This window comes from Paraburkholderia lebeckiae, assembly GCF_050436225.1.
Taxonomy (GTDB): Bacteria; Pseudomonadota; Gammaproteobacteria; order Burkholderiales; family Burkholderiaceae; genus Paraburkholderia; species Paraburkholderia tuberum.
Map to the genome: position 1 here is coordinate 44166 of NZ_JBNDLU010000003.1, position 21734 is coordinate 65899.

Sequence of the window (21734 nt, forward strand, 5' to 3'; positions counted from 1 at the left end):
ATCGCTGCGCTTCGAAACATGCAGCCGTGTGCTAGTTTCCGTGCCCTGTGCTTGTCCGAGCGCCACCGATGCGCTCTACGAGAGCGAACATCTTCAGTTCGTTGGCTGCGGTGGCCGCCGTGGCGAGCAGGTCTTGCGCTCGTGCTCTATCTTCGTTGCGATTGCGTGCTGCCAGCATCAGCGCGAATTCGTGCCGGCCGTGCGCGAGCCAAGGCCACGCCCGCAAGCGCTCGTCCATGCGCAGGCCATATTCGAAATGCTCCTCGGCGGCGGACCAATCGCCCAGAGCGTGTGCGAGCATGCCGAGATACCGTGCCGCAGATCCGCAGCACAGCGTAAAAACAGGAACGGTGACGACCTGTTCCCTGAACGGCAGGAGAAGTCCATAAACCTGTTCGGCATGCTCAATGTCCCGGAGTCGCGCAGCAACTTCCGCCAGATACGTCAACGTAACGAGCCGCTTACTGTCGACCGGGATGCTGGATTCCGATTCCGCGAGCCGATCGAGATTGTCGCGGGCCTGTGATTCGAAGCCGAGATCGCTGCAGATCAACATGAGCCCCGGCCGCCACGCAGCGTTTTCGGAGTGCTCGTCGACGAACCGCTTGAAGAGCGGCGCTACCTCGGCAAGCCGGCCTTGTTCGCGGCGTATCGTGAACATCTGCATGCCATAGACGCCCGTTGCCAGTGTCGCGTCGACCGTCTGCGCCATCTGCAACGACTCTCGCGCCTTGTGCTCCGCCAGGGCGAAGTCCCCGACGAGTATGGCCCGCATCGCCTGCGCACCCGTCACACACCACTTGTCGACGAAGTGCTGCCCACTGGTGGCGATCTGCCGATACCTTTCCAGTGCGCTCTCGAAGCGCTCCACCTCGCCGATCTCCAGGTAGCCGGTGAGACATCGAGCGCATGCGTGACCTATGGTGTGTGCGTCACCGAGAGCTTCTGCAATCTGTCTCAACTCCTGCAACACGCCTTCGCGCTCCGCGAACTTGTCCGCGGGCAAAGGGCGGGCTCCGATATGCATCATGTCGCACACCAATGCGTCGAACAAGCTCGGCAGGTCGTTCAGGCGTCTGGCTAGAGCGACAGTCTCCAAAACCAGTTCGTCAGCTTGTTCACGTGGACCTGTCATGTGAACGGTGCGGACCAGTCGACTCAACAGGCGACAGCGCTCGACCGACTCGTCGGTGCCGATCAAGGCGAGAGCCTCTTCGAGCAAGGAGAGCGAGGCTTTGCCGGAGCCTTCGAGGAACGTCTCGGCGGTGTCAAACCCCAACGCCGCCTGCACAAGAAACGACGGGAGGTTCTGCTCGCGGGCAATTTGCGCCGCCTGCCGGAAGGTCGCTATCGCCTCGCGGCGGGCCAACCTGAGCTCCGCTCCTCCTCTTGTCAGCAGCAGAGGCAGCTGGTGGGCTGCCCGATCCTGATCACTGCAGGAACATCGGTTTATCAGTTCAAGCCCACGCTGCGCGTGAGCGATAGCCTCCTCGTAGGCCGCGCCCGAAAGCGCCCGTTCTCCCGCACGCTGCCAATATCCGATTGCACGATCCGGCAGGTCGGCCGCAGTCAAATTCTGAGCAATCAGTTCGGGCTGCCGCTCCGCGACTTCCGGATAATGTTCTTCCAGAGCGGCGGCGATCAGCGCATGGTATTGGCGTCGCCTCGCAAGCAACAGGGATTGGTACGCGATCTCCTGGATCAGCGCGTGCCGGAACAGATACACGTCTCTCTCCGCTGGCGTACCCGAAGCGGGAACGATAATTTCGGCTGCGACCAGGCAGTCAAGCGTTTCCTGCAGTTCGTTCTCTCGCTTCGAGGTAATCAGGCCAAGCAGCTTTCTGCCGAACTCCCGCCCCACTGCGGCTGCGATCTGGGCGGTTTCCTTGACGGTTGGCTCGAGCCGGTCGAGCTGCGATAGCAACGAGCCGTGCAGCGTGTCCGGAATCGCAATTGTCTGCAGCGTTCCTTTCAACTCGTAGCTGATGCCAGCATCCTGCAACAAATCGCTCTGCAGGACGGTCTTCGTAAGCTCTTCGACGAAAAGCGGCACGCCGTCCGTTTTGGAGACGATCTGATCGAGTACGAGATCCGGAAGCCGCTTTCCATCGGTCAGCCGTTCGATCATCGCGATGCAATCACGGCGCGAAAGCCGATCGAGATTGACCTTTACCTGATGAGGGTAAGTCCATCCTGGTTCGAACTCGGGCCGCGCCGTGAGCAGTACAAACAGCGGGGCGGCCACCAGTCGCTCGAGCAGCAGCCGAACGAACTCCTGCGAAGACGGATCGATCCAGTGCGCGTCCTCTACAACGACGACCACCGGCTGAATGCGCGTCGAGCTTTCGACGGTGGCGACGAGCACGTCCAGCGTCCGTCGTTTAAATGAAGGCGATGAGGCGTCGATCGCAGGATGGCGCGCGGTAGCCGGAATTTCCAGCAACGTTGTGAGTACGGGAACCGCTTCGTCCACATCGACTCCGAGGCTTGCGATTCCAGCTTCAAGCCGTTCGACATCCGAAGCGCCGTGCGCGTCGGATGCCAGGCCAAAGACGCGCCGTAGCCAGCGTAATACCGGCCAAAAAGGGCTGTTGCGATGGTACGCGGAACATTGGAGCGAAATGACCGCATGGGTGTCTCCACGGATGCTATCGTCGAATGCTCGCAACACGCGGGATTTTCCGATTCCCGGCTCGCCGATCAACAGCACGCAGCGCATCTCGCCGTCAACGCTCTGCTTCCAGCGCTGCCGGATCATTTCGAGTTCCGCGGCCCGTCCGATCAGCGGCGTCATGCGATGGCCCGCCCTGACTCTAAAGCGGTCGATCGCATCCGTTTGCGCCAGCACGCGCTGGACCTGAACCGGACCCGAAATCCCTTTCAGTTCTTGCCAACCGAGATTTTCGAGCAGGAACGATCCTTCGATCAAACGTTGCATGGCCGGGCCCACGACGATTGCGTCGGGCGGGGCGAGCGACTGCAGCCTTGCGGCGACGATTGGGGCCTCTCCGACGATCGCCTGGTGATCCAGCGTGGCTCCAGCGCCAATTGCCCCGACGACGACAAGTCCCGTCTCGATACCGATACGCAACTGCAGGCGTACGCCGTGCTCAATTTCGATGCGATCGTTGGCCTCGCGAAGCGCCGCAACGACGGCGAGAGCAGAAAGTACTGCGCGCACGGCATCGTCTTCGTGCGCGTTCGGATAGCCAAAATAAACGAGCAGCCCGTCACCGAGGTAGAGCGCGATGTGACCTTCATGAGCTTCGATCGCGCTTGCGCAGGCTTGATGATAGAAACCGAGCAGGCGCCGCATGTCCTCGGGATCGAATCGCTCCGCGAGCCCCGTCGAATCAATCAGGTCGACGAACATCACGGTGAGCTGCCGTCTCTCGGCCTCGACGGCTGCGGGCGTAGACACCGAAGGCCGCTCTCCTCGTTCCTTCGCGTATCCGAGCGATCGCGCGTGGGCGTCGGTCAGTGCAGCGAGCCCTTTCGCCAGCCGCTTGCGGTCACCGAGCGTCAGGCCAAGCTCCTTCAACTCGTCATCGGAAAGGTCGCCGAGCACATCCCAATCGATCCCTTCGGAGGCGAACTTCGCAGCGTGTCCACCGAGGCCAATCTGCACCAGCCACGTTGTCATGTCGTCGGTCATTGCTGGATCTCTGGCATACAGTCCGAGACTATGATCGGCGACGTAACGCTACTTGTCCATGCACTTCGCGCGCATTCCAACGATTGCCTGATTAGGCGACGGGAAAGTTAGGCGCGGGCGGCGGTGTCGCTTAAGTAAGAGCATCGAACATACGCCGCGTGGCGACCTTGCGAGTATCGATGCGGGGCCTCCCCACACGGTCGGCGCGAAGCCGGGGTTCGAATGCCAGCCATTTGCGGCAGGTCGTACTCGCCGAGATTCGAATGACCTTGATGGCCGACAACGCTACGAGCCAGCGTAGGCGGTGAAGGTCCGCTGTTTGGGGCGGAGCCGGCGTTCGAATGTCCGACTGCAAGCGTGGCCGAACGGCCGTAGTTGGCCCGGGAGTCGCCTCAGCCGGATCTTGAGGCGTGTGCCGCGCCTCACAGCGATCTAGCGCTTCTGTCTGAGCAAGTCAAATTGGCGCTGTTGTCTCAGCGAATTCAGTTCGCGCTGCTGCCTCAGCAAATCCAGGTCGCGCTGTTGTTTCAGTAATTGGAGTTGTTCGTTCTGGAGTTCGATCTGTTGCTTCTGCGCTTCCAATTGCGCTCTATAGGCCCCCATGCTTTGGTCAGCCAGCGCTCCCTGCGGGTAATTCTGCGCGTAGGTGATGGAACAGCCAGCCGCCAATGTCGCAGCAACGATAAGTGCTTTCATGATGCCCCTCGCACGGATGCTCCTTTGAAATATTTTAGGCCAGAAAGGCCGGGCATCGGCGGGACCGAGGTGGCTATCGGCGTCGTGCCTGGATCGGTGATTGCGTATGTTGAGCGAGCGGCGTGCTTTTCGCAGTGGCAACGAGAGGCCGGGATCGACCCACTGCCGCCCTTCGGCCCGGTGCGAAACCAACGGCTGCTTGCGGTGGCGTGTACAACGGCCGTTGGTCGATGTTTATCGGGAGACGGGTGGTCAGCCGGCGTCGCAACCTTACTGTCCCGATAAGGGCGAGCCTTAGACGGGATTCGAGGCGGGCCGTCCTTCCAGCACGGCGGCGATATTGTCCAGCGCCGTAAAGCCCATCTGGTCGCGGGTCTCGATCGTTGCGCTGGCCATATGGGGCGTCAGGAACACGTTGTCGAGCTCAGCAAACCGCTTGTCGACGTTGGGCTCGTTCCGATACACATCCAGAGCCGCGCTGAACAGATGACCCGACGTCAGGGCGTCATAAAGCGCATCTTCGTCCACCAGTCCGCCACGCGCCGCGTTAACAAAAATCGCGCCTGCGGGAAGGAGTCCAAACTCTCTTTTGGTCATGAGCGGGACGCTTCCACCCGGCACGTGCAGCGTGAGGACCTGGCAGTGCGGCAGCATTTCGTCGAGAGTGGCATAGAAGGTCGCGCCATTTTCCAGCGACGGGGCCGCACGGTGCATGTCCGTGTAGATCACGCGCATGCCGAATCCCTGCGCACGCTTAGCGACCGCCCGTCCAATACGCCCAAATCCGACGATGCCGAGCGTCTTGCCATTCACTCGCATACCCAGCATCTCGGTCATGCCGAACGATTTGCCCCATCCGTTGCGCATGATCCGTTCGTATTCTGACGCGCGACGGCACGCAGCCAGCAAGAGCAGCATGGAAAAATCGGCTGTGCACTCGGTCAACGCATCGGGCGCGTTCGTCACGACGATTCCCCTTTCACGGGCCGCCGCTACGTCCATGTGATCGAAGCCCGCGCTCGCGTTCGCAATAATCTTGACCGTCGAAGGCAGTGCGGCAATGTGTTCCGCTTGCAGGCCGGATTTTTTCCCGATGAGTACGGCCGGCACGTCGTGCTTCTTGCAGAAGTCGACGACAGACCACGAGTCCATATCGGACTCCGTCACGAAGGCATGGAATTCGGCCGCAGCGCGATTAGCCACGGCGGTGGGAACCGTTCGCGCAATCAACAGGCTGGTGCGTTTATCTTCCGACATGGTTTTTCCTTTGGTAGGCAGACGTCGAGAGACTACGAAAGCGCTGACCGGACCGTCAATGTTGATTCGATGAATCAACTCCTCGGTGATGACTCGCCCCTATTGTTCGCGGCGCCTGCGCGTTGCGAATTGTTTCCGTCTTGTCCCTCTTCAATCTTGCTTGCGGCCACACGCGCATCAGGAAAACCCTGATGCGATCCCCATCCGCAAGGCCCGCGGATGTTGATTCAATGAATCAAGATTGCTCAACCCCTGATGCGAATGCAACTCTGTTTCCCACGTCCAATTGATTTGACGAGAGGAAAGGAAATGTCTGCATCGAAGAAGTTCGCAGCCGTTACGGGCGCCGGCGCCGGCATCGGCCGGACCGCCGCCGTCGCACTTGCTAACGCAGGATTCGCCGTCGCGCTGATCGGGCGCAGAGCCGAGCCGCTGCTGGAAACAAAGGAAGCAATCGGCAGGGCGGGGGGAGAAGCGGATGTATTCCAGGCCGACGTTGGCGACGCAGCATCGGTCGAGCACGCGTTTTCGGGAATTGCGGAGGCATTCGGTCGGCTCGACGTGCTGTTCAACAACGCGGGGCGCAATGCTGGGGCTGTCCCTCTGGAAGACTACGAAGTCGAATTCTGGAACGACGTCGTGGCCACCAATCTGACCGGCGTTTTCCTCTGCGCTCGCGCCGCTTATCGTTTGATGAAGGCACAGTCCCCGCAAGGCGGACGAATCATCAACAACGGATCGATCTCCGCCCACTCGCCAAGGCCGCACACCATTGCCTATACGGCAACAAAACATGCTGTGACTGGCATCACCAGATCGATCGCGCTGGACGGACGCGCATTCAACATCGCCTGCAGCCCGATCGACATCGGCAACGCCGCCACATCGCTCACTGAACGGATGAACCACGGCGTACTGCAAGCGGACGGACGCCTGGCACCCGAAGCAAGAATGGATGTGACGCACGTGGCGAATGCAGTCGTGCACATGGCCAGTCTTCCGCTCGAAGCCAATGTTCTCAACATGACCATCATGGCGACCGCCATGCCGTTCGTCGGCCGCGGATAAATCGCCCTTAAGCCAACTAAAAAACAACAGGCTAACGTTACGGAGACACCGATGAAAATCGCAGAGGAACAAACATTGCCGGTGGGAACCCCGGCTTACGCGGATACCACGAATCGCTCCAGAGTCCGCTACGTCGTGCTCTCGATGTTGCTCATGGCCACCATTCTCAATTACGTGGACCGGTCGGCGCTGGGCATCGTTGCGCCGGACCTCGCGAAGGGGCTGGCGCTCAACAAGATGCAGATGGGCGAGCTGTTTGCGGCATTTGGTCTTGCCTATTCCATTGCGCTGGTGCCCGGCGGGGTGCTGACCGACATTCTCGGCTCACGCCTCGCCTATGCGCTGTCTCTAGTCGGTTGGTCATTCGCCACGCTGACGCAGGGTTTCGCGACCGGCTATCAGATGCTGCTCGGGTCGCGGCTCGCCATCGGCGCACTGGAGGCGCCGGCCTTCCCTTCAAACGCACGCGCCGTGACCTTGTGGTTTCCCGCCCGGGAACGCGGCTTCGCGACCAGCGTCTATGTAATGGGGCAATACATCGGGACGCCCTTGTTCACCGGATTGTTGCTGTGGATCTCCGCCGCGTATGGTTGGCGCACAGTCTTTTATGTGACCGGTGGCTTCGGCATTCTGTTCAGTCTGCTCTGGTACCGGGTTTACCGCGATCCGCATCAGCACCCGCGCGTGAATGCCACCGAGCTGCGATACATCAATGAAGGTGCCGCGGCGACGCGCAAGCCCCGCGAGAAGTTCGACTGGCGCATGGCGCTCAAGCTGCTCAGCTACCGGCAGGTTCTCGCCATCTGTCTCGGAAAGTTCTGTAACAACACGCTGCTGGTCTTCTTCACCACGTGGTTCATGACCTATCTGATCGAAGCGCGTCACATGTCGATGATCAAGGTTGGGATCTTCCAGGCACTGCCTTTTATCGGCGCCACGGTCGGCATCCTCGTGGCCGGCTCCCTTTCGGACTTTTTTATCCGGCGCGGAGTGGCGCTTTCGACAGCGCGCAAGGCTCCGCTCATCATCGGCACGATGCTCGGCGCGTCTATCGTGCTTGTCAATTTCGTCGAGTCGAACGAGCTGGTGATCGCCATCCTGACGATCGCGTTCTTCGCGCAGGGCGTCGGGTCGATGTCGTGGGCCGCCGTTTCCGAAATCGCGCCTCGACAGTACGTGGGACTGACCAGCAGCATCACGAGCCTCGCGGCCAACATCGCGGCCGTCACCACGCCGCTCATGATCGGCTACATCACCCAGCACACCGGCCACTTCTACTGGGCCCTCAACCTGATGGGCGCGATCTGCCTGCTCGGAACGTTTTCGTATTCCGTGCTGCTGGGCAAGCTTTCCCGCATCGAACTGTGATGCTTTCAGCTATACGGTGAAATCGGATGATTGAATTCAAGTGGGATCATCTGCAACTGTGCTCGGCGGACGCCGAAGCCACTGCGGCATGGTTTGCGCGCTGCCTGAACGCCGAGATCGTGCGTCGTCCTGGGCGAGTGGATTTGCGCATCGGCAGCATCAACCTTTTCATCACCTCGCTGGCGAGCGCCCAAGCCGGCCACCCTCGCTGCGAGCGGCAGCAGGGCATAGATCATTTCGGCGTGGTCGTGGACGATATCGACGCGGCGTTCGTGCATCTGTTGCTCTGCGACGCGGAAATCGTCGAACCGATCAAGCAGGTTCGCCCCGGCGTCAGAGCCTGCTTCGTGCGGTCGCCCGGTGACATTCTCGTTGAGATACTGGAGCGACGACCCGCCGAGATGACTTTTACCTGAAAAAACGTCAATATTGGCGCTGGATCGGTCGTGCTCGAGTGCAAGGCGCGATCTGCGTCGTCCCTCCCCCGTTGCCCCGTTGCGCTGCATCACTTGGCTTGCCATCCCATGCGAAACTGGATCACTCTGACTGAAGCGGCTCGACAACTCGGAGTGCAAGCGCAGACTGTCTATGCGTATGTAAGTCGAGGTACCATCGCGGTCATGCCGGATCCGCTCGACCCACGCAAGAGCCTCTATCGCGCGGAGGACGTCGCCGTTCTGTGCCGTAAAAAACAGGTGGGACGCAAGCGCGAAGCGCTCGCCGCCGGGACCATATTCGGTGCGGAACCCTGCATTTACAGCAGCATTACCACCTTCTCAAAAGGCCGGCCCTACTACCGGGGGCGGGATAGCATCCGGCTTTCGGACGCGGCGACGCTTGAAGACGTGGCGGCCATTCTCTGGAACGCGCGCGCCCCCGTCTCCTTCGAAAGCGGCGAGTTGCCGCTACAGGGCGACGAGCGCGGCAGGCAATGCGCGTTCACATCGCTGGCAGCGCTCGCGGCCTGTGGACACTCGACCCTCGGACGCACGGACAGCGCACTGCATGTCGAGGCCGGCCGGCTCGTGACGCTCATCGCACAAGCGTTTGGTGCGCGACGCGGCGCGAACGCACAAATGACGCATGAGCGGCTCGCGCTTGGTTGGGGCCAGGACCGCGATGGCGCCGAACTTATCCGCCGTGCCTTAGTCCTCCTGGCCGACCATGAGATTACGAGTTCCGCGTTCGCCGCCAGGATTACCGCCTCCACCGGCGCGTCGCTGCCCGGATGCCTGCTCACGGGACTCGCGACTTTCTCCGGCCCGCTGCATGGCGACGCGTCAGGCCGCGTGCGGGCCGTGTTCGACGACGTCGGAAGACTCGGTGCGCAGCACGTGGTTGCCCATCACTTGCAGTCGGCCATTCCGATCCCCGGGTTTGGACATCATCTGTATCCGGACGGCGATCCGAGGGCGGCCGCAGTGCTCGAAGTGCTGAATCCGCCTCAAGAGATCATGTCGTTCATCAACGAGGTAGTTGAGCTGACCGGGCTCAAGCCAAATATCGACGTTGCGCTTGCGGCCTTGACGGCTCAGCTGGCGTTGCCGCGCGATGCGTCGTTCGCGTTGTTCGCAACAGCCCGGAGCGTGGGTTTGCTCGCGCACTGCATTGAGCAACTCCGGGTGAGCAAGGTCATACGGCCACGAGGCCGCTATACTGGGCCTGCACTGGAAGACGCCGCCCCCGAGTCGCCTGCGGAAGGCAGCGAGAATACGCTCGATCCAGCCACGCTCGACAAGAATCGCCTATTTAAGCCGGTTGGGCGCTGAGAGACGAGTCACCCGGATCCCACCGATGCACCACGCGCGAATACTGGCGCGTCGAGATGTGCGGTGACTCGCGGAGTCGGCTCGGGAACAGGAAGTCAGTTGCCCCCACCGCTGCCGACTTGATCCACGCCTCGACGCTGTCCTGGGTTAGGTCCCTTTAGGGCTAACTTGTTGCTGTCATTCTTCACCTGCTCACGGCTTCTCGATCGCGCCGATGTCTACCAGAGACTGTCGGATCGCTGACGATAGACGCGGAGCCAGCAGCCTCACGCCGTCTTGTGTCAGATGGTCGGTGTCTTTGTACGGCCCTACTCCGTCCTTGACTGTGAAACACACTTGCTGATTGCAAAGCGCTTCGAATGGGTCAACGAGGGTTACATTTCCAACCTGCTTCACAATGTCGCCTGCCTTGCAGGCCGTCCGTTTTGTTGAGAACCGCAGTAAAGGCGAAGCCTGAGGCGACGCAAGCCGCCAGCAAGACCGTGATGGAAACATTGCGCAATCGCTTTCGTCCCGGTTGCTCGACACATGCGTAGGAAAGCCATCCAGCCGCGATTGACACAAGAATCAGAAGCGCCACCTGCAGTGGCGACGGCTCGGCACCCGCACGCTCTCGAAACATGAGCAGGATCGGCCAGTGCCATAGATAAACCGAATAGGAAATTGCGCCGAGAAACTGAAGCGGCCAGCCGGAAAGAACCGTCGTCAGAAAACCTTCACCCGCATAGATGATGAGCGCGGTGCCCGCGACAGGAAGAATCGCCCTCCAACCGGGATACGGATCGTCCGCGCGAAGATCGAAAACCGCGGCCAACAACAGGGCCGCGCCCGCAACCGCCACGACGTTCGCAGCGCCGCGACGCTTTCTGGCCGGGAGCAGAGCCACCGCCGACCCAGCCATGAACTCCCACGCGCGGCCCCATAGCAGGTAAAAGGCGCTCGGCTGATGCGCAGGCGTATGGACGACACACCATACCAGCGACGATAGACCGACAACGCCAAACAACAACCATCCCGCCACCTTCCGCCTTGCCGCGGCCGCTGGCCAGAACAGCGCGCACGTGATCGCGAACATGAGGTAGAACTGAGACTCAACCGCGAGCGACCACGTATGCAATAGAATGTTCGAGCGCGCGTCGGGCACGAAATATCCACCCGCGTCGCCGAGGAACGCATAGTTCGACCGGAATAAAAGCGCCGCTGTGCCGTTCCGAACAAGCCTGCTGAGGTCATCGGGCAGGTAGAACAATGTCGCCCATATCCAGCATCCAATCACTGTCACCAGAAGGGCAGGGAATATCCGGCGAAGACGGTTCAACAGGAATTGAACGGCGGAGTATTGGCGCTTTTGGAGCCTGCCATGTGCGATCGACGTCAGCAGGAAGCCGGAGATGACGAAAAAAACGTCTACGCCGACATATCCACCGTCGAAATACCTGACGCCATAGTGAAAGAGAACAACTGCTATAACCGCAATCGCGCGCAGGCCGTTTATGTTTTTTCTAAATTCCCCACTTGGCGGTAGGGTCAGCTAGTGCCGCCCGAACTAAATGCATTCTAAGTATTGCGCACGGCGCTCCCTCATGCCGTCACGCTCGACAACCTAACAGTTTAACGGCTTCCTGTGCATGAGAACCGCATTGCGTTGCCTCGACATTCAGCCCGGATTGTTAGCGATTCGAGCTGCTATGTCGGCTGACCGCTTGTGGCCCGGTCGCTGCCTCATGGGATCTGCATGCACAGCTTGAACACCGCATGGCATCGATCGGCAGCACGCGACCTGCCCGTCGGCGTTTGAGGGCAGTACTGAGTTGTCGTCGGGCATTTGCGTCAACAGCATGACTGATGATGCCGTAAAAAGCGGGGCGCTTACGGGAGAGCCGCAAGAAAAGAACGACGCCCTGCCTCGGGGTGCTGCGTGAGAACCGGACTTACTCGTCGGCCACGATGTATTTGCGGCGTGCGTCGGAGAGCACCGCGATCACTGCGGTGATCTCTTCCACCTTACCCGTCAGAACATCGATGAAATGCCAGTTGTGTCCGTCGGGCAGGCCGACCGATAGGTCGGGCCTAGTCCGGCCTCTTCGAGCTTCATGTTTATAGCCTTCTGCATATCCTCGGCCGAGCAGGTTACCTTGGTCATGCAGACTCACAACTCTTGTTCCCACCAGCCGCGGGTGTTCACGTTAGCCGCGTCGGCGAGAGCTTCCAGCTCTGCAATGTCGTCGCTGGCGAGCGTCATGCTGGTGGCCCGGACCAGACCATCGATGTAGTTGGGCCTGGTGACGCCAATGATCGGCGTCGTCCCCTTGGCGATAGCCCAAGCCGTCGCGACATCGGGAGCGGCTGCACCCTGCTTCTGGCCGATCGAGGCAAGTTTGTCCGTCAGCGCCTTCAACTGAGGCAGCATGCCATTGTAAGTCTCCGCCCGGTTGCTGCCTTCTGGCAGCGGGTTCTCCGGACTGTACTTGCCGGTCAAGGCGCCCTGTTCGAGCACCATATAGGCGAAGAATGGGATGCCGCGGCTGCGGCAGTAGTGGAGGATGCCGGCATCCTCAGAGTTGCGGTAGAGGAGGCTGTAGTGGTTCTGGATGGCTTCGACCCGGAACCCGGCTTCGCCGAGGATCTGATCGGCGAGTTCGATTTCGCTCAGGTTGTGATTTGAGACGCCGACATGTTTGACCTTCCCGCTCTTCAGCAACGGGATCAGGTGCGGCGTCCATCGCGCCACATCGGCGGGATTGTGAATCCAGTAGAGGTCAATGTAGTCGGTACCGAGGCGGGTCAGGCTCTGCTCCAGCATGTCCGCCACCGGATCGTCGCTGGTTCCCGCGGCCTGTGGGGTGAACTTCGTGGAGAGCTGGTAGTCGCTGCGGGCGTAGCGCTTCAGTACTTCCCCGAGTACGGTTTCGGAACGGCCCATGCCGTACACCAGGGCGGTATCCCACAGGATGAACCCTGCCGCATGGGCCTTGTCGGCGACATCTTCCAGGCCAGCCTGAGTCAGCGGGCTGCCGAAGTAGCCGTTGCCAGTCTCGCCGCTGTCGCCCCAGGCCCAGGTGCCCAGTGCGATCGTGGGGGTCTTCAAGTTATCGATTGTCATGTTTGCTCCATACTTGTTGTGCGGCCGGGTTTGCTGTGACCCAGGCGCCGCCTGCAGTGTGATGCGCCGCGACGTCGAACCGTGAGCCTGATGCGCCGGAATTACTGCCCAATCCTCCAGAAGCCCGGTTCGCATTGCCGCCCTCCCGCGCGCGTGCGATAGTCAGATTCATGGAAACATTGACCGAAATCGCTTCCGTGATTGCCCGACACGTCTCGAAGGATGGCTTCCAGGCCACCCCAATCGAACGCGTGACGCTTGTTCGATCCTCCACGGTGACGATGCCGATGCCGAATGTTTACCGGCCGCAACTGTGCCTCGTCGCGCAGGGGCACAAGGAGGTCACACTGGGCGACCGCGTGTTCAGATATGCACCGGGGCGCTATGGAGTCGTGACCTACGACCTGCCGGTGATAGGCCATGTGGTCGAGGCGACGCCTGATAAACCCTATCTCTGCCTGTACCTCGATTTCGATCCGGTCATGCTGGGGGAGTTCGCGTTGCGCGTGCCGCCACCGCCGGGAGCGCCATCCCCGCCTATAGGCAAGACAGTGTCCGACGCCGGCGCCGCTCTGCTCGACGCGGCGCTACGCCTGCTGCGCCTGCTCGACGATCCAGCAGCGCTGCCCGTGCTCGGGCCGCTTGCGGAGCAGGAAATTCTCTATCGCCTGCTCGCCGGCCCGGACGGCGCCAGGATGCGCCACATCACCTTCAGCCAGGGTCGGGTGGCCCAGGTCGGCCGCGCCATCGCCTGGATCGGGAAGAACTTTCGGGAACGGTTCAGCATCGAGCGGCTTGCCGCGGAAGTAGGCATGAGTCCGTCGAGCCTGCACGAGCATTTTCGCGCTGTGACGGCGATGACGCCGCTGCAATTCCAGAAGCAGCTCAGGCTGCAGGACGCGCGCAGCCTGATGCTGGTCCAGGACATCGACGTCACGACTGCAGCCCTCCGCGTGGGTTACGAGAGCCCGTCGCAGTTCAGTCGCGAATATCGCCGCCACTTTGGAGAACCGCCGGCGCGCGACATAGCCCGCTTGCGCGCTTCGCCGGGCTTGGCAGTGGTCGCTTGAGTTCAGTCTGGCGACACAGAGCCTCAGCTACCTCTTCTTCCTGCTGGGCAGCCGCTATGGGCCAAACTGAGCCTGATGCCAATTTGCCGAGTTCGACCCGTGCGCCCGGACGACCAAACATCGCGTGGACGTCGGCTTCCAGACGGCCTGGCGGCCATTGCGGAAACGATAGGTTTCGAGCTGTCCATGTGTCTGGCAATGTCCAGGTGATAGGCCTATAACGACAGCAGGGCTACGCACTGCATGCGCCACGACTACGCGACGTGACCCGTTGCCAAAAGGCGACACACCAGCCGCTTTGCGCTCTCCTGCGCGGCCCTGGCTCGCGTCCCCCGGTCATAGAGTCCGGCGGCGAACCTTTACTGACGCTTCGCACGGGCAGGCGTTCGTACGCGCGCAATGCCGTGTCCCGGCTCGGCTGCTGCACCCGGAGAGGCGTAACCACCAAATTCAGCGAGGCGTGCCATGAATCCCATTAAGCAGATAATTTTGATGGCTCTTCTTTTGGCAGCGGCACTTTCATTTACCGCCTGTAAAAGTCCGTCGGTCTATCCTCCTGAAAAGGTCGCTTCGGTTAATGGTACTCACCTCGCGTACACCGAGGCTGGGCAGGGCGAGACGGTCGTTTTCGTGCACGGCGCCTGGGCTGACACCAGAGCATGGGCGGCACAGCGCGACGCAGTGTCGGCACACTACCGGTTTGTCGCGTACAGCATGCGATACCACACCCCCAACGAGTGGCAAGACAACGGCAGCCTTTACAGCATGCAAACACATACAGCCGACCTGGCGGCTTTTATCAAATCGCTCAACGTTGGCCCGGTTCACCTAGTCGGTCACTCTTTCGGAGGTCAGGTGGCGGCGCAACTCGCGATGGAGCACCCGGAACTGGTGAAATCGCTGGTCCTCGAGGAAGCATCCATCTTCACGGTTTTAGATTCTCCGGCAGGAAAGGCGGCCGCAGGGGACTTTTTCAAGCCTGCGCCATTGGCAAAAGACGCATTGAAGATGGGCGATTCGTTGAAAGCTACCCAAGTCATGATGGATTCGTTGCTTGGAGATTCAAACGGTTGGGATAAACTGCCGCCCTCGTTCGTTGCCATGCTGAGTGATAACGCTAAGACGATGGGACCGTTTATGGCTGCGACGCCACCTGCAGTGGGATGCGTCCAGGTTGGGACCATCAAAGCACCGACGCTTATCATCGAAGGGGACCACAGCATTGCGTTCTTTCGCGAAATCGACAATGTCCTCCTTCGTTGTATTGCCGGAAGCGAGCGGGTGGTCATAACCGGCGCTGACCACCTCGTGCAGTTGCGCAATCCGATGGCAATGAACGACGCGCTGCTAGCGTTCTTGGGAAAGCATTCCTGACCCGCCGCCGATCGAATCCACGGTACCCGGGCGCCCAAGGCGGGACGTAACTTGGCGGCGCAGCCGGCAGACCATGAAGCTGCGAGCACATCCATATTGCCGTTATGGTCTATGTCTGCGGTCAAATTGAGCGCCGACTCCGTCGCGCGGGACGTTCATCGTCATGCGCATGCAGATATGGTGGTTGCCGGCTGACATGGATTTGCGACCCGAATTGTCGCGCACCTCACGTTGATCAACCGCGCAACCTGAGCGGGCCGCTGTTCGTTCCACTGCACGCTCGCTCCGTTCGCCTGTTTGACGTCAAATATCGATCGCCCTTCCGCAAGCGTCCGCCCACTCTTCTCATGCCGCTCCATGGCCGGACCGGGCCCGACGACGACGGGCTCATGTCGACCCCATATGCGCCATTCGTGAGACGTCGAAGGAAGTCCGTTCGCATACCAAATTGAGACACTCACTGCCCGTACTGCATTTGATCGTTGGCTATCGGCGCTGCCGCCGACGGCAAAGCGATTTGCCGCGGCACGCGTAGCCTCGCAGCCAGTTATTGCGCTTGACATACGTGACGACTGAGCCGTGGGAAGGAACGCGAACATGGTTCAATGTCGTAGCGCCCAAACTGACGCGTGGCGGCGCAATCCAATGACTCAGGCTGGGAGACTGCCGGGGGCGTGCAGGTGAGCGCGAATCGACTGGCGGCGTCGATCGCCGCCAGTAGGCTCAAGGCTTTCAAGGCACCGGTCGCGCGACTATAAGCGTTGTCGGCCCGTTGCCGGTTGGAACCTGGCTGCCCGGGACCGCCGTCAATGCTCCCGTGTTTGCGTCAATCGCAAATGCGGCAATCGTCCCTGAAACTGTTGGCGCGTACAGCCATCGTCCGGTCGGATCGATGGTGATATGTTCTGCCTCAGAGCCTGACGATATCTGAATGCCTGTGGACATTAGAAAGCCGTTCGTTGGGAGGAAGTCGAATGTCTGAATCGTGTTGCCGCTTATCTCGCCCGCATAGGCGAACTTTCCCGACGGCGCAATGGCCATGGAGGAGAGGCCTGCGCCTACCCAGAAGGAACTCAAGCCCAATTGACCTGTCGACGGGTCTGCGCTCTGCATCGCGACTTCATTGCCCCCACTGAGGATTGTATAGACGTACTGCCCAGATGGCGCGACAGCGATTGCGACTGGCTGAGAGCCGACAAAGCTAGGGCTGCCGGGCGCCGCCGTCAGTGCACCGGTCGCCGCATTGATCGTGAAACTCGAAACGGAGTTGCTGTTCCAGTCTCCAACATACAGTGACTGCCCGGTAGGAGAGATGGCCAGGGCTGTCGGTACGTCTCCGATTGTGGTGGTACCGATTGTTGTGAGCGCATGAGTTGTTGGATCGATGCTCAACGTCGTCACTGCGTCACTTCCCGTGTCCGCCACGTAGACGAACTTGCCAGATAAATCACTGACTATCGATGCCGGAGCTAGCCCCACTGCGACGGCGCCGGCAAGAGCAGTGAGCGAGCCGGTAGACGGATTAATGGCGAAACCTTGTACCGTGTTTGACCCAAGTTGCGCGATATATGCAATGTTCCCGGAGACCGTGATGTCATTGGGCTCCGATCCGGTGGGAAACGGGCTACCCGGCACCGGATTGAGCGCACCGGTCGTGGGGTCGATTCGATAGACCGATGTGGTCCCGTCCGCGCGGTTCGGCACAAGCGCAAATTCCGTCTGGTCGCAGTTGACCGCAATCGTTGTGACGTTGGATGCCGCGACCACACCCCCGCCGCTCGTCACGACGCACGTCTCGCCAGCGGGCTGAACTGCGACCGTTACCGAATACGTGGCACCGCTGGACAGTGCTGCTGGAAACGCAAATGACCCATTGGCGGAAATCGTTACGGCATCGCTGCTGCCATTACTAAGTTGGAGCGATACGCCGCTCGGCATGCCTGCCACTGTGCCGCCGACTGTGAAGGTTGACGCTGAAGGGGTGGACGGCGCCGCTGGGTTGCTGGGTGCCGCCGGTGGTGACGTTGGTGATGTCTGGGGCGTCGTTGGAGACGTGGCCGATTGACTACTCGGCGTAACGTCGCCGCCGCAGGCAGCCAGTGTCAGCAGCAAAGCGCCAGCCGCGATGCAGGCGAAGCGTTTCGTTAGTGATACAGGTGAAGCCCCCGTTGTTTTCGCATTGTAGTTGCGACGTAACGAATCCGTCATAATAGTGTCTGCTCTTTATGAATAGTTCTTGTTTGATTGGAAGCGACTGCTTATTTTTGTTCGCTATTATGTCAGAGCAAATTGATTTGGTAAGCGGACAGCGGCGCTGACGGATCTTAGGCGCGTCCGGACAGAACGGCGAGGGCGCCGGTGAACAAAGTCGTCGGTCGGCGTCGTCGGTTTAGCGCAGTTCCATCTCAACTTCTGCCCACCAGGCTCTATAGCGCGATATGTGCACGACATAAATCGTGAGGTTGAAACGGGCTACAAGGATATCGAGCAAATTGGCAAAGCCACTCGCCCTCTCGGGCAGCGTCGTCCATTATGAGACGCGGCTGTCGAGAGGCGGCTTACGTGCATTGCACAGAACAGACATCCATAGGCGAATCGCGAAGTGCCGCTGCTGGCCATGCAAGTCAACCGTGGCAAAGAGAATGCGTAAGCGATCCGACTTCGCACGCTAGAGTGGGGACGCTGGCGGTTGGGAACCGGATCAACCGTCGTTCATCTTCATCAGCAATTGAAAACCTTCGGGCCAATCGCCCAGGTTGCTGTCCGCGTTGAGATGTCCCTTTGCTCCAACTTCGACGAGTTCGCTGCCCCATGCCATTGCGCAGGCACGTGCGTGGTCAAAGCTGCCATACGGGTCGTTGATGCTGGATACGACGGTGGTCGGAAATGGCAACCGCTCGGATGGCAAAGGCGCGAATCCGCTCGTGGCTACGCGGGGAAATGCCGGCGATGCCGGGTCCGGCACGGCCACGAGCAGTGCGCCGCGAATCGTCCGCGCATACCGGGCAGCCCAATGGACCACGGCGAGACATCCGAGGCTGTGCGCCACTATGACAGTTTCCCTCGCGTTTGCCGCTAGCTGCCCTTCTAGCGCCGATACCCAGTCATTGCAGACGACGTAATCCCAGTCCGCGACTGCGAGGCGTTGCCAATCCGGATACGCGGCTTGCCATACGCTCTGCCAGTGCAATGGACCGGAGCTGCCGATGCCAGGAACAACAAAAACGGGGTAGTCCATCTACCAGATCTCCATGGGTGAATGAGCATCCAGTGTAAAAGCCCGCGAATTCAGGCAACATCGCAAAACAAATGGATTGATGGTCATACACAAACGAATTGACGGTGCTTGAGGGTGCTAACAAATGAAAACTAAGCCGGTAACGTTGGACAGGCTCGACTGGCGGATTCTGGAGGTGCTTCAGCGCAATGCACGTGTCACGAACACGGAACTTGGGAAGCAGATCGGGCTTTCTCAGCCGGCTGTCACCGCCCGCATCAGGAGCCTCGAGGAGCGGGGAGTCATCGAGGGCTACGCGGCGCGGATAAATCCCGGCCTCGTCGGTCGGCGCATTGCGGCGATCGTGCGAATCCGCACCACCCACGCTGAGATTAAGCGTTGCCTGAGCGCCTTCGAAGCAATGCCTGAGATCGTCGAGGCGCACCGGATCACTGGTGAAGACTGCTTCATCGTTCGGATTGTGGTTGAAGAGATGGCCCAGCTCGAAACCGCAATCGACGCGCTTGCCAGATTCGGGCCCGTGACCACTTCTGTCGTGCTAGCGAGCTATCCGCCGAAGGCGATCCTCGGATCGCAGACTTGACGGGCTGCTTTGTAGAAGTCTGGATGACCGCCCGGGGTCGACATATGCCGATCGAGTGAGGCAGTGACGGGCCGAGAATAGACGATCGAATGCGACGCCGGGATCGCCGGCCATGGTTGATCGCTCCGCTTGGCGGTTTTTCGCCGATTCAATCAGATTGGCTTTCACAGATCGCTTCGCGTCTGAATGCGACGCCGATGTACGTCGCGCTAACGTAGCTGCTACATCGATCCCCGCACATCGTGCAGATTCCGGGCACGTCGTCCGTTGTCCATCTGCACGAGAACATGAAAGCCGCCGATTTCCGGCCAGGCGACAAGGTGCCGAAGGAACCCGACGCGATCAGGGCTCGTACTTACAGTACGTTGAGTGCTAATGGCTGCGCGCCATCGCGTATGACCATCTCGTGTCATCGGGAAGCGCGCGGCAAGGCATGGGCTCTGACTTCGGCGCGGCCCTGTCTGCGCGGCTTTCACCCCTACTTGGTAAAGTTGGCGTACTACCAAAATCTCGCGATGCGGCTGCACACCAACGGCGGGACGGCCGGCACGAAAGCATTACCCCGACAGTTTCCGTCGCCGGCAGCGCCCGGCGTTGAGAAACGCGCGAAAGATGCGACCATACAGCCGTGGACCGCTGCTCGCGACGTCAAGATGCGCAACGCGATTGCGCCCGCCTGCCACACAGTGCGGGACTGCTGCGCGCTTGCCGCTATACTTCCCCTCCACCAACGGACACGTAGCCGGCACACATGGCCACGTTCGTGCAATTCGTCTTGCAACTGGACCAGGACCTCGAAGCGCTGCTGCTCCAGCATGGGCCGTTGGCCTACGCAATCCTCGGGGCGATCGTCTTCTGCAGTGTCGGCGTACTGCCGCTCGTCATTCTGCCCGCGGACATGCTCCTGTTCCTGTCCGGCGCGCTCGCTGCCGTCGGCGTGCTGCAGCCTGTGTGGCTCGCGCCGTTGCTGGTCGCGGCCGCGGTTGCAGGAAAAGTGTTCAACTATGCGCTGGCACGTGCCGTCGCGTCGGTATGGAACCCGAAGCGCAGCGGCTGGATCGACAAGGTGACTGCGCGAACGCGCGCGCTCTACGTACGTCACGGCGCCGCACTGCTGCTGTACTCTCCGTTCATCGCAATCGTCCGGGCCGTCGCGCCCGCGCTCGCCGGCGCGACGAAGATGCCGTTTCGCCGCTTCGTGCGCTTCGCGACCGGCGGCGCGGTGATCTGGATATGCTCACTCGCGGGTCCCGGGTATTTTTTCGGCAACGTGCCGTGGGTCCGCTCGCACCTGCCGGCTGCGATGGCGATCGTGATCGGCGCGGGTGTCGTCGCGCTCGTCGTGAGCCTGCTGTGGCGAGGACGGCACAAGCGCCGCGCCACCGACCCGACGCTATCCGACGAAAAGTCCCGCTGCGACTGACGCGGCGGCCCACAACCCGCCAGGCAGCGCTGCTCGCGAGGAAACGCATGAACCTGGGTCTGCTGAAATGCACATGTGCGGCCGTGCTCGCCACACTGCTCGGGTGGGGACTGTATGTCGGCCGCCCCGTGCTGGTGCCAATTGCGTTCGGCATCATCGCGACGTACGTGGTCTTCGGTCTCGCCAACCTGCTGCGCCGCATTCCCTACCTCGGTCCACGCCTGCGGGACGGCCTGCGCCACGCGATCGCTGCGACGCTGATGCTCTTCACGGTCTACCTGTCGGTCGACCTGCTGCTGTCCGACAGGGACCGGCTGATGGCCGTCGCGCCGAAGTACGAGGCGACGCTGCTCGTACTGTTTACGAAGTTCGCCGCGCTGCTGCACATCGAAACGGAGGCCAACTGGGCTGCGATCCGCCGCGATCTGTTAGCGAGCGTCAACGTGCAGGCGATCATAACCGCCACGCTGTCGTCGGTGTCGTCGCTGCTCGCGGCGATCATCGTCGTGCTGCTTTATGCGACGTTCTTTCTCATCGAGCACGCGAAATACCGCCGCAAGCTCGTGAACTTCGCGGGCGACTCGACGCGGATCGTGTCGGTAATCGACGAGATCAACTCGAAGATCGGCGTCTATCTCGCGATGAAGACCCTGCTCGGCGCGATCCTCGGCATCGCGAGCTGGATCTGCATGCGGCTCGTCGGACTCGAATTCGCGGAGCTTTGGGCGGTGCTTGCCGGCCTACTGAACTTCATCCCGTATGCGGGCTCGTGGATCTCGGTCGCGGTGCCGACGCTGCTCGCCGCGCTGCAGTTCGGCCAGTGGAACGCGGCGATCGTGCTGTTCATCTCGCTCACGCTTGCGAACTTCGTGGTCGGCCATCTCCTCGACCCGTGGCTGATGGGCGGCTCACTGAACCTGAGCCCCGCGGTGATCCTGATCAATCTGGCGGTGTGGTCGTCGATCTGGGGCATCGCGGGCGCCTTCCTCGCAGTGCCGATCACGGTCGGCCTGGTCATTGCGTTTTCCACCTTCGAATCGACACGTCGTTTCGCAGTTCTCCTGACGAACGATGACTAACGTTGTTCGCCTGTCGGTGACGTCCGTTAATTTCAGCGATACTTTGTGCGC

Annotated in this window: 18 protein-coding genes; 9 read left to right on the forward strand and 9 right to left on the reverse strand. The window is 60.8% G+C overall.

Features of this window, described 5'->3' with window-relative positions; all coding sequences use genetic code 11:
- Positions 1–31: 31 nt before the first annotated feature.
- The 3 genes from OKW45_RS34965 to OKW45_RS34975 all read right to left on the reverse strand — a co-directional run bounded on the left by OKW45_RS34965 (position 32) and on the right by OKW45_RS34975 (position 5608).
- A complete protein-coding gene (locus OKW45_RS34965; protein ID WP_429473442.1) occupies positions 32–3655 on the reverse strand; it encodes an AAA family ATPase in 3624 nt (1207 codons plus the stop codon).
- Between the two features lie 432 nt (positions 3656–4087).
- Positions 4088–4351, reverse strand: coding sequence for a hypothetical protein (locus OKW45_RS34970; protein WP_018422307.1), 264 nt, complete (start codon positions 4349–4351; stop codon positions 4088–4090).
- Between the two features lie 294 nt (positions 4352–4645).
- Positions 4646–5608: a 2-hydroxyacid dehydrogenase gene (locus tag OKW45_RS34975; protein ID WP_429473444.1), complete on the reverse strand. Its 963-nt coding sequence runs from the start codon at positions 5606–5608 to the stop codon at positions 4646–4648.
- A 309-nt stretch (positions 5609–5917) separates the two neighbouring features.
- Here OKW45_RS34975 and OKW45_RS34980 point away from each other — a divergent pair, with 309 nt between their 5' ends.
- The 4 genes from OKW45_RS34980 to OKW45_RS34995 all read left to right on the forward strand — a co-directional run bounded on the left by OKW45_RS34980 (position 5918) and on the right by OKW45_RS34995 (position 9813).
- The gene (locus OKW45_RS34980) at positions 5918–6676 is read left to right on the forward strand and encodes an SDR family oxidoreductase (protein WP_429473445.1); all 759 of its coding nucleotides are present in this window, start codon (positions 5918–5920) and stop codon (positions 6674–6676) included.
- 51 nt (positions 6677–6727) lie between these two features.
- Positions 6728–8044: an MFS transporter gene (locus OKW45_RS34985; RefSeq protein ID WP_429473446.1), complete on the forward strand. Its 1317-nt coding sequence runs from the start codon at positions 6728–6730 to the stop codon at positions 8042–8044.
- 26 nt (positions 8045–8070) lie between these two features.
- Positions 8071–8460 carry a VOC family protein gene (locus OKW45_RS34990; protein ID WP_429473447.1) on the forward strand — a complete coding sequence of 130 codons (390 nt, stop codon included), beginning with the start codon at positions 8071–8073 and terminating at the stop codon, positions 8458–8460.
- 108 nt (positions 8461–8568) lie between these two features.
- On the forward strand, positions 8569–9813 hold the full coding sequence (locus OKW45_RS34995) for a citrate synthase (protein WP_026226126.1): 1245 nt from the start codon (positions 8569–8571) through the stop codon (positions 9811–9813).
- Positions 9814–10005: 192 nt separating this feature from the next.
- Here OKW45_RS34995 and OKW45_RS35000 read toward each other — a convergent pair whose 3' ends face one another.
- From OKW45_RS35000 to OKW45_RS35015, 4 genes are all read right to left on the reverse strand, one after another.
- The gene (locus tag OKW45_RS35000; protein WP_503129165.1) at positions 10006–10209 is read right to left on the reverse strand and encodes an SGNH hydrolase domain-containing protein; all 204 of its coding nucleotides are present in this window, start codon (positions 10207–10209) and stop codon (positions 10006–10008) included.
- Positions 10178–11344, reverse strand: a complete 1167-nt coding sequence (locus OKW45_RS35005) for an acyltransferase family protein (RefSeq protein ID WP_429474014.1) — start codon at positions 11342–11344, stop codon at positions 10178–10180. Before OKW45_RS35005 ends, OKW45_RS35000 begins: the two co-directional genes overlap by 32 nt.
- 400 nt (positions 11345–11744) lie before the next feature.
- Positions 11745–11966 (reverse strand): hypothetical protein, encoded by a 222-nt coding sequence (locus OKW45_RS35010; RefSeq protein ID WP_429473448.1) that lies wholly within the window; start codon positions 11964–11966, stop codon positions 11745–11747.
- Entirely contained in the window at positions 11963–12916 is a 954-nt protein-coding gene (locus tag OKW45_RS35015; protein WP_429473449.1) for an aldo/keto reductase, read from the reverse strand. Before OKW45_RS35015 ends, OKW45_RS35010 begins: the two co-directional genes overlap by 4 nt.
- 170 nt (positions 12917–13086) lie before the next feature.
- On the opposite strand from OKW45_RS35015, the gene OKW45_RS35020 reads away from it, so the two are divergent.
- Both OKW45_RS35020 and OKW45_RS35025 read left to right on the forward strand, forming a co-directional pair.
- Positions 13087–13986 carry an AraC family transcriptional regulator gene (locus OKW45_RS35020; RefSeq protein WP_429473450.1) on the forward strand — a complete coding sequence of 300 codons (900 nt, stop codon included), beginning with the start codon at positions 13087–13089 and terminating at the stop codon, positions 13984–13986.
- A 465-nt stretch (positions 13987–14451) separates the two neighbouring features.
- Positions 14452–15360, forward strand: coding sequence for an alpha/beta fold hydrolase (locus OKW45_RS35025; protein WP_429473451.1), 909 nt, complete (start codon positions 14452–14454; stop codon positions 15358–15360).
- 732 nt (positions 15361–16092) lie between these two features.
- Here the strand turns inward: OKW45_RS35025 and OKW45_RS35030 are convergent.
- Positions 16093–17298, reverse strand: a complete 1206-nt coding sequence (locus OKW45_RS35030; RefSeq protein WP_429473452.1) for a lactonase family protein — start codon at positions 17296–17298, stop codon at positions 16093–16095.
- A 763-nt stretch (positions 17299–18061) separates the two neighbouring features.
- The gene (locus OKW45_RS35035) at positions 18062–18598 is read right to left on the reverse strand and encodes an RBBP9/YdeN family alpha/beta hydrolase (RefSeq protein ID WP_429473453.1); all 537 of its coding nucleotides are present in this window, start codon (positions 18596–18598) and stop codon (positions 18062–18064) included.
- Positions 18599–18722: 124 nt separating this feature from the next.
- Here OKW45_RS35035 and OKW45_RS35040 point away from each other — a divergent pair, with 124 nt between their 5' ends.
- The 3 genes from OKW45_RS35040 (at position 18723) to OKW45_RS35050 (ending at position 21683) form a co-directional block, all read left to right on the forward strand.
- Positions 18723–19181, forward strand: a complete 459-nt coding sequence (locus OKW45_RS35040; protein ID WP_429473454.1) for an Lrp/AsnC family transcriptional regulator — start codon at positions 18723–18725, stop codon at positions 19179–19181.
- A 751-nt stretch (positions 19182–19932) separates the two neighbouring features.
- On the forward strand, positions 19933–20604 hold the full coding sequence (locus tag OKW45_RS35045) for a DedA family protein (protein WP_429473455.1): 672 nt from the start codon (positions 19933–19935) through the stop codon (positions 20602–20604).
- Positions 20605–20651: 47 nt separating this feature from the next.
- Entirely contained in the window at positions 20652–21683 is a 1032-nt protein-coding gene (locus OKW45_RS35050) for an AI-2E family transporter (protein WP_184012222.1), read from the forward strand.
- The last annotated feature ends 51 nt before the right edge of the window (positions 21684–21734 follow it).

Excerpts from the sequence above, each read along its gene's own strand:
- OKW45_RS35035 (WP_429473453.1), bottom strand. The coding sequence starts at position 18,598 with ATGGACTACCCCGTTTTTGTTGTTCCTGGCATCGGCAGCTCCGGTCCA.
- OKW45_RS35030 (WP_429473452.1), bottom strand. The coding sequence starts at position 17,298 with ATGCCGAGCGGCGTATCGCTCCAACTTAGTAATGGCAGCAGCGATGCC.
- OKW45_RS34985 (WP_429473446.1), top strand. The coding sequence starts at position 6,728 with ATGAAAATCGCAGAGGAACAAACATTGCCGGTGGGAACCCCGGCTTAC.
- OKW45_RS34995 (WP_026226126.1), top strand. The coding sequence starts at position 8,569 with ATGCGAAACTGGATCACTCTGACTGAAGCGGCTCGACAACTCGGAGTG.
- OKW45_RS35040 (WP_429473454.1), top strand. The coding sequence starts at position 18,723 with ATGAAAACTAAGCCGGTAACGTTGGACAGGCTCGACTGGCGGATTCTG.
- OKW45_RS34980 (WP_429473445.1), top strand. The coding sequence starts at position 5,918 with ATGTCTGCATCGAAGAAGTTCGCAGCCGTTACGGGCGCCGGCGCCGGC.
- OKW45_RS35015 (WP_429473449.1), bottom strand. The coding sequence starts at position 12,916 with ATGACAATCGATAACTTGAAGACCCCCACGATCGCACTGGGCACCTGG.
- OKW45_RS35020 (WP_429473450.1), top strand. The coding sequence starts at position 13,087 with ATGGAAACATTGACCGAAATCGCTTCCGTGATTGCCCGACACGTCTCG.
- OKW45_RS34965 (WP_429473442.1), bottom strand. The coding sequence starts at position 3,655 with ATGACCGACGACATGACAACGTGGCTGGTGCAGATTGGCCTCGGTGGA.
- OKW45_RS35045 (WP_429473455.1), top strand. The coding sequence starts at position 19,933 with ATGGCCACGTTCGTGCAATTCGTCTTGCAACTGGACCAGGACCTCGAA.
- OKW45_RS34970 (WP_018422307.1), bottom strand. The coding sequence starts at position 4,351 with ATGAAAGCACTTATCGTTGCTGCGACATTGGCGGCTGGCTGTTCCATC.
- OKW45_RS35050 (WP_184012222.1), top strand. The coding sequence starts at position 20,652 with ATGAACCTGGGTCTGCTGAAATGCACATGTGCGGCCGTGCTCGCCACA.
- OKW45_RS35025 (WP_429473451.1), top strand. The coding sequence starts at position 14,452 with ATGAATCCCATTAAGCAGATAATTTTGATGGCTCTTCTTTTGGCAGCG.
- OKW45_RS34990 (WP_429473447.1), top strand. The coding sequence starts at position 8,071 with ATGATTGAATTCAAGTGGGATCATCTGCAACTGTGCTCGGCGGACGCC.
- OKW45_RS34975 (WP_429473444.1), bottom strand. The coding sequence starts at position 5,608 with ATGTCGGAAGATAAACGCACCAGCCTGTTGATTGCGCGAACGGTTCCC.